The sequence below is a fragment of the Thiothrix eikelboomii genome (assembly GCF_900167255.1).
Lineage (GTDB): Bacteria > Pseudomonadota > Gammaproteobacteria > Thiotrichales > Thiotrichaceae > Thiolinea > Thiolinea eikelboomii.
In genome coordinates this window covers 88,097-98,432 of the sequence record NZ_FUYB01000017.1, presented here as the reverse complement: position 1 = coordinate 98,432, position 10,336 = coordinate 88,097, and the positions used below count along the sequence as shown (strand labels likewise).

The 10,336-nt window shown below is 46.7% G+C and carries 10 protein-coding genes; 4 read left to right on the top strand and 6 right to left on the bottom strand.

Annotation, left to right across the window (positions count from 1 at the left end; all coding sequences use genetic code 11):
* Positions 1 to 327 precede the first annotated feature (327 nt).
* Positions 328 to 750: a hypothetical protein gene (locus tag B5D50_RS14910; RefSeq protein ID WP_078923451.1), complete on the top strand. Its 423-nt coding sequence runs from the start codon at positions 328 to 330 to the stop codon at positions 748 to 750.
* A gap of 57 nt (positions 751 to 807) precedes the next feature.
* Positions 808 to 1,848: an NAD(P)/FAD-dependent oxidoreductase gene (locus tag B5D50_RS14905; protein ID WP_078923450.1), complete on the top strand. Its 1,041-nt coding sequence runs from the start codon at positions 808 to 810 to the stop codon at positions 1,846 to 1,848.
* 3 nt (positions 1,849 to 1,851) lie between these two features.
* Here the strand turns inward: B5D50_RS14905 and nadA are convergent, their stop codons facing one another.
* From nadA to purE, 6 genes are all read right to left on the bottom strand, one after another.
* A complete protein-coding gene (gene nadA, locus B5D50_RS14900; protein WP_456119735.1) occupies positions 1,852 to 2,925 on the bottom strand; it encodes a quinolinate synthase NadA in 1,074 nt (357 codons plus the stop codon).
* Positions 2,926 to 3,092: 167 nt separating this feature from the next.
* Positions 3,093 to 5,366 carry an NADP-dependent malic enzyme gene (locus B5D50_RS14895; protein ID WP_078923448.1) on the bottom strand — a complete coding sequence of 758 codons (2,274 nt, stop codon included), beginning with the start codon at positions 5,364 to 5,366 and terminating at the stop codon, positions 3,093 to 3,095.
* Positions 5,367 to 5,609: 243 nt separating this feature from the next.
* Positions 5,610 to 5,873, bottom strand: coding sequence for a GlsB/YeaQ/YmgE family stress response membrane protein (locus tag B5D50_RS14890; protein ID WP_078923447.1), 264 nt, complete (start codon positions 5,871 to 5,873; stop codon positions 5,610 to 5,612).
* A gap of 148 nt (positions 5,874 to 6,021) precedes the next feature.
* Positions 6,022 to 6,612, bottom strand: coding sequence for a class I SAM-dependent methyltransferase (locus B5D50_RS14885; protein WP_078923446.1), 591 nt, complete (start codon positions 6,610 to 6,612; stop codon positions 6,022 to 6,024).
* A gap of 3 nt (positions 6,613 to 6,615) precedes the next feature.
* The gene (locus B5D50_RS14880) at positions 6,616 to 7,746 is read right to left on the bottom strand and encodes a 5-(carboxyamino)imidazole ribonucleotide synthase (RefSeq protein ID WP_078923445.1); all 1,131 of its coding nucleotides are present in this window, start codon (positions 7,744 to 7,746) and stop codon (positions 6,616 to 6,618) included.
* A 60-nt stretch (positions 7,747 to 7,806) separates the two neighbouring features.
* The gene (gene purE, locus B5D50_RS14875; RefSeq protein ID WP_078923444.1) at positions 7,807 to 8,310 is read right to left on the bottom strand and encodes a 5-(carboxyamino)imidazole ribonucleotide mutase; all 504 of its coding nucleotides are present in this window, start codon (positions 8,308 to 8,310) and stop codon (positions 7,807 to 7,809) included.
* A gap of 72 nt (positions 8,311 to 8,382) precedes the next feature.
* Here purE and B5D50_RS14870 point away from each other — a divergent pair, with 72 nt between their 5' ends.
* Positions 8,383 to 9,300: a phosphoribosylaminoimidazolesuccinocarboxamide synthase gene (locus B5D50_RS14870; protein WP_078923443.1), complete on the top strand. Its 918-nt coding sequence runs from the start codon at positions 8,383 to 8,385 to the stop codon at positions 9,298 to 9,300.
* A 12-nt stretch (positions 9,301 to 9,312) separates the two neighbouring features.
* Positions 9,313 to 10,335 (top strand): NAD-dependent epimerase, encoded by a 1,023-nt coding sequence (locus B5D50_RS14865; protein ID WP_078923442.1) that lies wholly within the window; start codon positions 9,313 to 9,315, stop codon positions 10,333 to 10,335.
* The last annotated feature ends 1 nt before the right edge of the window (position 10,336 follow it).

Here is a 10,336-nt window from a genome sequence, read left to right as displayed (position 1 = left end):
GTTTGAATGTTTCCCTGTTTGAGAAGGGATTAAGACGCGGCAATAAAAACGAGTGCAATCACTTTCATACCGTTTGAATGTTTCCCTGTTTGAGAAGAGTATCGTCTTGAAATCAATAAAAAGGTGATAGAATTTTTTTATTGATCACGATCTACACAAATTAAGCCATAAGAGTGGCGATTTTTTCCAAAAGCCTCCAACTGGAGGATGTCAAAAGCACCGCCTGAAGCTAAAGCTCGCGCATAAGCTTATAGGCGGTTGGTCTGATTCCTCGGTATACTAAAGTCATTGGCGTTTCGCCCTGTTTAGCTTGATAGGTAAGCATCCATGTATAAACTTTTGCTTTTGTCTACAGTGTGGATTGGCTGTGCTAGTGCGTTGGCTCAAGCCGAGACGCTGACCACGATTGATCAGACCTTTTTTAATGTCGGTGGCCCCAGTCAAGCACTGACGGCTATTGCGCCGACTACGACCGTCAAACAACCTGATCCGATGCCAGATCCGGCTTTGTTTACTCAGGTTCAGAATTTATCTGAGCAGAATCATGATAATGCGGTTGATATTTTTGGCTTAGGCAAACGCGCAACGGCTACAACTGCAAGTGCTGGCGCGACGGTCATTGCACCCGATGGCACGACGGTTGCGGCAACCCCGCCAGTGAATCAATCAGGGATGCCTGATCCGAGCTTATTCACCAATACAGGTACACCCAAAGATCAAACTCGTGATCATCCGTTCAAACTGTTTTAATCAAATCGTGGCTTTGGGGCTGGTATACTGCAGCGCAGTCAACCCCGAAGGAATTGCATGAAAGATGTCATCATTGTAGGCGGCGGCCTCAAAGGCATGCTAACCGCCTTATTCCTGCATGATGCAGGGCTGAATATTATGTTGGTCGACCAGAATGAATTAGGTCGTGAATCGTCTTGGGCCGGTGGGGGCTTAATCACCCCTTTATATCCTTGGCAGGCTAGCCCAGTGGTGAGTGCCTTAGTCAAAGACAGCCAAAAGCATTATCCGGCTTTGTGTGAGCGCCTTTATCAAGAAACTAATATTGATCCGCAGTGGCTCAACTCGGGTTTGCTGATTACGGATACGAGTCAGCATCAAGCAGCTCAAGAATGGGCTAAGATCTGGGATTATCCCCTACAGATTTTGGAAGGCGCGAGTTTAACGCAGTGCGAGCCACAGCTTAACTCCCAGTTTGGGCAAGCTTTATATTTTCCTCAAACCGCTCAAGTTCGTAGCCCCCGCTTGAATGCAGCTGTGCGTGCTGCCTTGCGGATGCGCCCGATTTTAGTCAGTCAGCATCAAGCCGTGCGCCAGTTACATAGTGTGAATGGGCAAATCGGCGGGATTTATCTTGGCAATGATTTATTTAAAGCACACAAGGTGATTCTGACCGCAGGGGCATGGACAAGTGCTTTTGCTGAAGTACAAGCTAGCCCCTTGCAGCTGCGCCCGCAATTGGCGGAGTCGATTATGTTTCGCACATCCAAGCGTAGTCTGCAACGGATGATTGTGCATCAGCAGTATTATCTGATTCCACGCAAAGATGGCCGCATTGTCTGCGGTTCGGTGTTTTCTTCTCAAGGTCTGGAAAAAACCTTGAGCGAACAAGCCCAGCAGGAATTGCGCCGAGTGGCTTGCGAATTAATGCCAGAGCTAGCTGAGCTACCCATTCATAATCATTGGAGTAGCTTATTATCCTTCTCGGAAAATGATGAGCCGTTTATGGGGGAACACCCGACGATTCGTGGCCTCTATATTAATGCAGGCCACGGCAGTAATGGCGTTGCTACTGGCTTAGGTTCAGTACGGGCTTTAATGGCCCAAGTACTCGCTTAAAGCTTAGCTACGGCGCAATTTGGCGAAATCGAGCATCCGTTGGGTGGAGCGCAAAGCCTTCACCCGAATTGCCTCCTCCACGAAGATTTCATTTTTACCCGTTTCTAAAACTTGCAATAGATTATGCAGGCCATTCATAGCCATCCACGGGCAATGGGCGCAGCTCTTACAAGTCGCACCCTCGCCCATAGTTGGGGCGGCGATAAACTCTTTATCCGGCGCGGCTTGTTGCATCTTGTAGAAAATACCGCTATCGGTCGCGACGATAAAGCGCGGATGCGGTAAGGTTTGGGCGGCTTTAATGAGTTGCGTGGTTGAGCCGACGGCATCGGCGAGCTGAATGACTTTTTCAGGTGATTCAGGATGAACCAATACCCCCGCTTCAGGGTATTTTTCTTTTAGTTCAGCCAATGCTAAATGCTTAAATTCATCATGGACGATACAAGCACCTTGCCAAAGCAACATATCCGCGCCCGTAACTTGCTGAATATAGCGACCTAAATGCCGATCTGGTGCCCAAAGGATTTTTTTGCCTTGCTCATCCAGCCAAGAAATTAGCTCAACCGCAATGCTTGAAGTGACCACATAATCAGCGCGGGCTTTAACAGCTGCACTGGTATTGGAATAGACCACCACTGTGCGCTCAGGATGTTGATCACAGAATTGATAAAATGAAGCGGCGGGGCATTCTAAATCCAAAGAGCATTCAGCCTCTAAGGTAGGCATCAGCACGCGCTTTTCGGGATTGAGAATCTTGGCAGTCTCCCCCATGAAGCGTACCCCGGCAACGATCAAAGTCTTGGCCGGATGCTCATGGCCGAACCGCGCCATATCTAATGAATCAGAAACATAGCCGCCGGTGGCTTCAGCTAATTCTTGCAGATCCCGATCAACATAATAGTGCGCAATCAAGACCGCATCTTGCTCTTTGAGCTTTTCAGCAATCTTGGCTTTGATTACTAGTTTTTGCTCAGGTGTATAATGCGGGCGCAATGATTCAACCTGTGCAGTAATCGGAATTTTAATTAACGGAACGCTCGGTGTTTTGGCAGTCATATCGAACTCTTTATTCAGCAATCACGATAAGCACTAAGCATGGGCTAGAATGGCTTAGGATTCAAGTTTGCCCATTATTCAAGTCGTTAAAGCCCAGTATCCCAGTGTCTCTGCGGCCTTATTGACTCAACGACTGGGGTAATCCACACTTGAATTACCCTTAAGTGGTTTACGGTTTAACTGATGGTTTAACCTTTCCGATGCATAGCATCAAGACTAGCATAGGCTGCCATATTAACAATGCCGCGCACCGTCGTACTTTCAGTGAGAATATGCGCTGGATAATTAGTGCCGACTAACATCGGGCCTACGGGTAAACCATCTGCTAGCATTTTCGTCATATTGTAAGCAATATTCGCCGCATTCAAAGAAGGGCAGACCAATAAATTAGCCTCCCCAGTGAAGGCTGAGTTTTTAAATAAACGATCCCGAATTTCTTGCGACAGTGCCGCATCGGCGTGCATTTCACCCTCTGCTAAAATCTGCGGATATTTATCGCGCAAGATTTGCAGCGCTTGACGCATTTTCTCTGAATGTTCATTTTGGCGACTCCCAAAATTAGAATGTGAGAGCAACGCAGCTTTTGGTTCCATCCCAAAACCTGCCATAAGTTCGGCGGCCAAGGCGGTACTATCAGCAATCTGGGTGGCGGTGGGATTCACACTGACATGCGTATCAGTGAGGAAATAAGTACCTCTTTTCAGAATCAACATCGTGACCGCTGCTACATCCGCTAGGCCGGGGCGAGCGCCAATCAAATCACGGATATAACGTAAGTGAGAAATATAGTTACCTTCCACCCCACATAACATCGCATCCGCATCACCTGCTCGCACCATAATCGCCGCGAGTGCCGTATTGCGCGTTGCAATCACCCGCTTAGAATACGAAGGTGTAATCCCCTTACGACACATCAATTCATAGTAAGCTTGCTTATGCTTTTTATACTCAGGGTTGTTACGTGGGTCAATCACCTCGATATTTTCGCCAACTTTTAAACGTAGGCCGTAGTTATCAATATTCTGCTGAATACTGGCCGGATCACCCAAGAGAATAGGTTTGCAAATACCATCATCGACGAGAATTTGTACGGCATTGATCACCCGCTGGGATTCACCTTCTGCAAAAACAATCCGTTGCTGATTACGCTTTGCCAATTCAAAAACGGGTTTCATCGTCATTCCAGAGCGGAATACAAAGGTCTCGAGTTGGCGTTGATAAGCATCGAAGTCTTCAATGGGACGGGTAGCAACCCCCGTATCCATAGCTGCCTTGGCGACTCTCGGCGGAATAATCGTCATTAAGCGCGGATCGAAGGGTTTAGGAATTAAATACTCGCGCCCAAAACTAAAGGCTTTGCCACCATAAGCCGCCACCACCGTGTCAGCCGCTTCACGCATCGCTAAATCACCAATCGCATCCACTACTGCAATTTTCATAGCGTCATTGATTTCGGTCGCGCCCACATCTAAAGCCCCCCGAAATAAGAACGGGAAGCAGAGTACATTATTCACTTGGTTCGGATAATCGCTGCGCCCCGTAGCCATAATCGCATCACCACGCACCGCATGCACCAACTCAGGGCGAATTTCTGGCTCAGGATTTGCTAAGGCCAGAATCAACGGATTAGCCGCCATGCGCTTAACATGCTCTTGCTTTAACACACCGGGAGCAGACAAGCCTAAGAAGACATCCACATCATCCATCACATCATCTAAAGTACGAGCCTCCGTTTCAATCGCATAGGCTGAATTATAGGGGTTCATTTCATCCACACGCCCCTTGTAAATGATCCCAAAGCGATCATTGACCGTGATGTTTTCTTTCTTTAACCCCATTTCAACTAACAAATTCAAACAGGCAATCGCGGCTGCTCCTGCACCTGAACAGACAAATTTTATTTCCCCAATGTTCTTACCGGCTACCCGCAAACCATTGCGAATCGCGGCAGCTACACAAATCGCTGTTCCATGCTGATCATCATGGAATACAGGGATTTTCATGATGGCTTTTAAGCGCTTTTCAACCTCGAAACATTCAGGGGCTTTAATATCTTCTAGATTGATCCCGCCAAAAGTAGGCTCTAGCAAGCTAACCGCATCCACAAAGCGACCCACATCTAAGGTATCGACTTCAATATCAAAGGCATTTACCCCTGCAAATTTTTTAAACAGTACCGCCTTACCTTCCATCACCGGTTTAGAGGCTAAAGCACCAATTGAACCTAAACCGAGCACCGCTGTTCCATTAGAAATCACAGCCACCAAATTGCCACGGGTAGTGTAATCGGCTGCACACGCTGGATTTTCTGCAATCGCTAAGCTCGCAGCGGCCACGCCCGGCGAATAGGCTAAAGCTAAATCGCGTTGGTTAACCATATTTTTAGTTGGAGTAACTTCCAATTTGCCCGGGGTTGGATAGCGGTGATAATCCAACGCAGCTTGGGATAATTCGTCAGCCATTTGATTGTCCTGCGGTGATAAGAAAAGGAAAGCCTTTTACTTTACTCGGATCAAGCAAGAGAGAGAAGTATAAAAACCTGAGTTTATGAAGGTGAACTTGAGTGAAGGTAAAAAAGAACTAAGCAGCGACTAAGAAAAAACAAAAAAACAAGAAAACTAGCAGTTACTCCCACTAAAAATGCGGAGTCACCAGAGGTTCTGAGCAAGTACTCCTCCAAAAGTACTTGCTCAGCAATAGCCTGTTTACACGCGCTTGAACAAACTAACAATGAACAGCAGTAACACCGCACCGATAGTAGCCCAAATAATTGAACCTACGATACCCGGAATATTCAGATTCATCGCACCACTGACCATGCCACCAATAAAGGTACCAATGACTGAGCCGATTAAACCCACCACAATATTACCGATTAAACCAAAACCACCGCCACGAATCAGATTGCCTGCCAGCCAACCTGCTACAGCACCAATCGCCAACATGATTAAAATCTCAACGAGACCCATGCCATACTCCTGATTACTAGGTTAATAAAGTCCGCTTTTCTAAGTCGGAACAGCTTGAAGTATAGTTCAGGCATGGTTAATAGAGAATTTTATTAAGCAAATAACTTAAATTTCAGGACGAACTTGAAAAAACCAGCGATGAACTAGCCTAACGCCGCTCACTGTAAGCGATCGTATAGTTCTTGCCCTGCTTGAGTTTACTATAATTACCAAACACTTCTTGCAGATTACGCTTCATGTACTCGCGTAAACCATTGATGGTCACCAAGTAAATCCGGCCACCCGGCTTCAGATGCTTGTTCATATCCTGTAGCAAGATCGTCATCATCTCCTTACCGACTTTGGCAGGAATATTAGATGCAATCACATCAAAACGTAAGCTCGGATCAATATGCTGGAAACCATTACTGAGCATGGCTTGCGCATTAGCTAGCTTATTCAGCTGCGCATTACGATTGCTGTATTCAACCGCCATAAAATCCTTATCCACCATCAAAGTTTTACCTTGAGGCGCTAATTTCGCCATCGCAAGCCCTACAGGACCATAACCACAACCTAAATCAAAGCAATCATCGGTTGGATTAATTTCGATATACTTGAGCAGTAACTCGGTGCCTTCATCAATTTCACGTGGCGAAAAAATACCCCAAGTACTTAAAAAACTAAACGTCTGACCACATAACTCAGCTTCAAAGCGAATATCCTGACGAATTTCGCGTAAATAGTTGCTATCCGTCATCCTTTAAACCTGCTGTAAACGAGCAAAAATCCGATTAGCTTCAGCAAGAGCGCTCTGCAAATCGGGGGCAAGGGTACAAAAATGTCCCATTTTTCGCCCAGCACGGGCTGCATGTTTGCCATATAAATGGAGCTTGCTATTAGGACTGGCCAATAACTCATCCCAAACTGGCTGACTACTCCCCCATAAATCCCCTAAAAGGTTGGTCATCACCACGGGAGTATGTAAGCGAGTATCTGCAAAAGGTAATGCGCAAACCATCCGCACTTGCTGCTCAAATTGCGAACTGATACAAGCATCGAGGGTGTAATGACCACTATTATGGGTACGGGGTGCAAGCTCATTGACTAATAGCTCACCTTGGCAGGTCACAAAAAACTCAACCGCCATCACCCCGACAAACTCTAATTTTGTCGCCAGACTTTGTGCCGCTTGCTTAGCTTGCTCTGCAAGTTCGGCGCTAATTCGGGCGGGAGCGAGGGTTTGATGCAAAATACCATTTCGATGCAAGTTTTCAGCGACCGGAAAGCACTGCATCGCACCAGTCACACTGCGTGCAAGTATCACTGAAACTTCTTTTTCCAGCTCAATACGCTGTTCTAATACACAGTCAACGGCGTTTAACTGTTGAAAAGCCAGCTCTAGCTCGGCTGGGCTATTTACAAGTATTTGCCCCTTACCGTCATAACCTAAACGAGCTGTTTTCAAAATGGCTGGGAAATTAATCTGTGTGCAGGCCTTAGGAATATCCGCCAGCTGGCGAATCGGTGCAAAGGCGGCAGGTGATAAGCCACAACTGCGAATAAATTCCTTTTCTACCAACCGATCTTGTGTCACTTGTACAGCGGCTGCGGCAGGACGTACAGGGCAGAACTGCGTTAAAAACTCCAAAGTTTTGGCGGGGATATTCTCAAACTCAGTGGTGACTACCGCGCATTGCTCACCAAACTGTTGCAAAGCCTGCTCATCGTCATACGCTGCGCATAGATGCTGATCCGCTAACTGCCCCGCAGGACTTAACGGATCAGGCTCAAGCACGATAACTTTGTAACCTAAATTACGCGCTGCTATGGTAAACATACGCCCTAACTGCCCACCACCGAGCATACCAATCGTCGAACCGGGAAGAAGCATTAACTCGCCACTCACTTAGCTAAATACACAACAGAAACACCAGATAAAAATCTAAGCCATCTAAGCCGATTCCGCAGGTGGCGGTAAGGGCATATTCAAAGCGAATTCGCACTGAGCTTGGCGAAACTCGGCTAATTGCTTCGCTAAACCGCTCTCGTGTAAGGCTAATTGTGCTATCGCAAATAAAGCGGCATTCGCTGCACCCGCCTCACCAATTGCAAAAGTTGCCACCGGAATTCCTTTGGGCATTTGTACAATCGAATAAAGCGAATCCTGACCATTCAAATAGCGGGAAGGCACGGGAACACCTAGCACCGGAATCGGTGTCTTAGCCGCCAACATCCCCGGCAAATGGGCAGCACCACCTGCTCCAGCGATAATGCATTGTAAACCACGATCTTGTGCCGTACTGGCATATTCAAACAGCAAGTCAGGGGTACGGTGCGCCGACACGACTCGATATTCGTGCGCTACTCCAAACTGCTCTAGCAGTTCAACGGCCTTGGACATGACTTTCCAGTCACTATTACTGCCCATGACCACCCCTACGAGTGGTTGCATCATCTTGCTACCCTTATCAAACAAAAAATCTGATAGTATAACGGCTTAATCCATTTCTCACTACTTTATGCAGCAATGAGCCAATCTGTCAGTATCTTAAATTCAGCCACCCCAGTCCTTGAAACTAACCTGCAAAATCTAGCCCTGCTAGCACGCGGTAAAGTACGAGACATTTATGCGATTGATGATCAGCATCTGCTGATTGTAACGACCGACCGCCTCTCCGCTTTTGATGTAGTAATGCCGACACCGATTCCAAATAAAGGCAAGATTCTCACTCAAGTAGCTTTATTCTGGTTTGATAAACTAAACGCTATTATTCCGAATCATTTAAGCCAGCTGAGTTTGGATGATTTGCCCTTGACGGCTGAAGAAAAACAGATCCTAACAGGGCGCAGTATGCTAGTGAAGCGCCTGAAACCCTTACCTATTGAAGCGATTGTACGTGGCTATTTAATTGGTTCTGGCTGGAAAGATTACCAGCTAACGGGTACGGTTTGCGGCTTAGCTTTACCAGCAGGTTTACAGCTGGCTGAAAAATTGCCACAACCGATATTTACCCCCTCCACTAAAGCCGAGGTGGGTCTGCATGACATCAATATTAGCTTTGCACAAGTGGAAGCAAAACTGGGCAAAGACCTTGCCGAACAAGTGCGTAAAGTCAGTATAGAACTTTATCAACAAGCAGCAGCCTACGCTTTAGAGCGCAAGATTATTATCGCCGATACTAAATTTGAATTCGGCCTTGACCCGCAAGGCAACTTAGTCTTAATTGATGAAATCCTAACCCCAGACTCTTCGCGCTTCTGGCCAGCTGAGCACTATCAATTAGGCAGCAATCCACCCTCTTTCGATAAACAGTTTGTGCGTGATTACCTAGATACTCTAGATTGGGATAAAACCGATCCCGGCCCCTACTTACCTAGCGCGATTGTCGAAAAAACCGCTGAAAAATATCAAGAAGTCGCTACACTCCTCACCCAGTCAAACTGAGAGATTTTAGCCATGCATGTTCTTGTTACCGGTGCTGCAGGTTTTATTGGAATGCATGTCGCCCTCGCGTTGTTAAAACGTGGCGATACGGTCATTGGTTTAGATAATTTAAATAATTATTACTCTGTCGCCTTGAAACAGAGTCGCTTACAACAGATTCACGAGCAAGCTAGCCAGCAGAGCTTCCAGTTTATACTAATGGATGTGGCGGATCGGGAGGGGATCGCTAAACTTTTTGCTGAGCAACCTTTTGATAGCGTAGTGCACTTAGCCGCTCAAGCAGGTGTCCGCTATTCTCTAGAGAATCCGCTCGCTTATATCGACAGTAATCTCGTCGGCTTTGCGCATATTCTCGAAGGCTGCCGTCAACAACGGATTAAACATCTCGTTTATGCCTCGTCTAGTTCAGTGTATGGAGCTAATGAAGCCATGCCGTACTCTGTACATGATAATGTGGATCATCCCTTATCTTTGTATGCGGCCTCGAAGAAAGCCAATGAACTCATGGCACATGCCTATTCGCATCTCTATGCTTTACCCACAACCGGTTTACGGTTTTTCACGGTGTATGGCCCTTGGGGTCGCCCTGATATGGCACCCATGAAATTTACCAAGGCTATTTTAGCAGGTGAGACGATTGAGGTTTATAATTACGGGAAACATCGACGAGATTTTACTTATATTGATGACATCGTTGAGGGTGTGATTCGCGTTTTGGATCAGCCTGCCACAAAAAATTCAGCCTGGAATGGCAAAAAACCTGATCCAAGTAGTAGTTCTGCTCCGTGGCGAGTCTATAATATAGGGCAGCAGCAACCAATTGAGCTGCTTGATTATATTGCTGCACTGGAGTCACATTTAGGTAGAAAAGCTCAGCTAAATCTTCTACCCTTGCAGCCCGGCGATGTGCCTGACACATTTGCTGATGTCGAGGATTTAGTAACAGCGGTCGGCTATCGACCCACGACTTCCGTTGATGAAGGAACCCGTCGGTTTATAAGCTGGTATCGTGCATATTCTAGGGTTGATTTTTGAC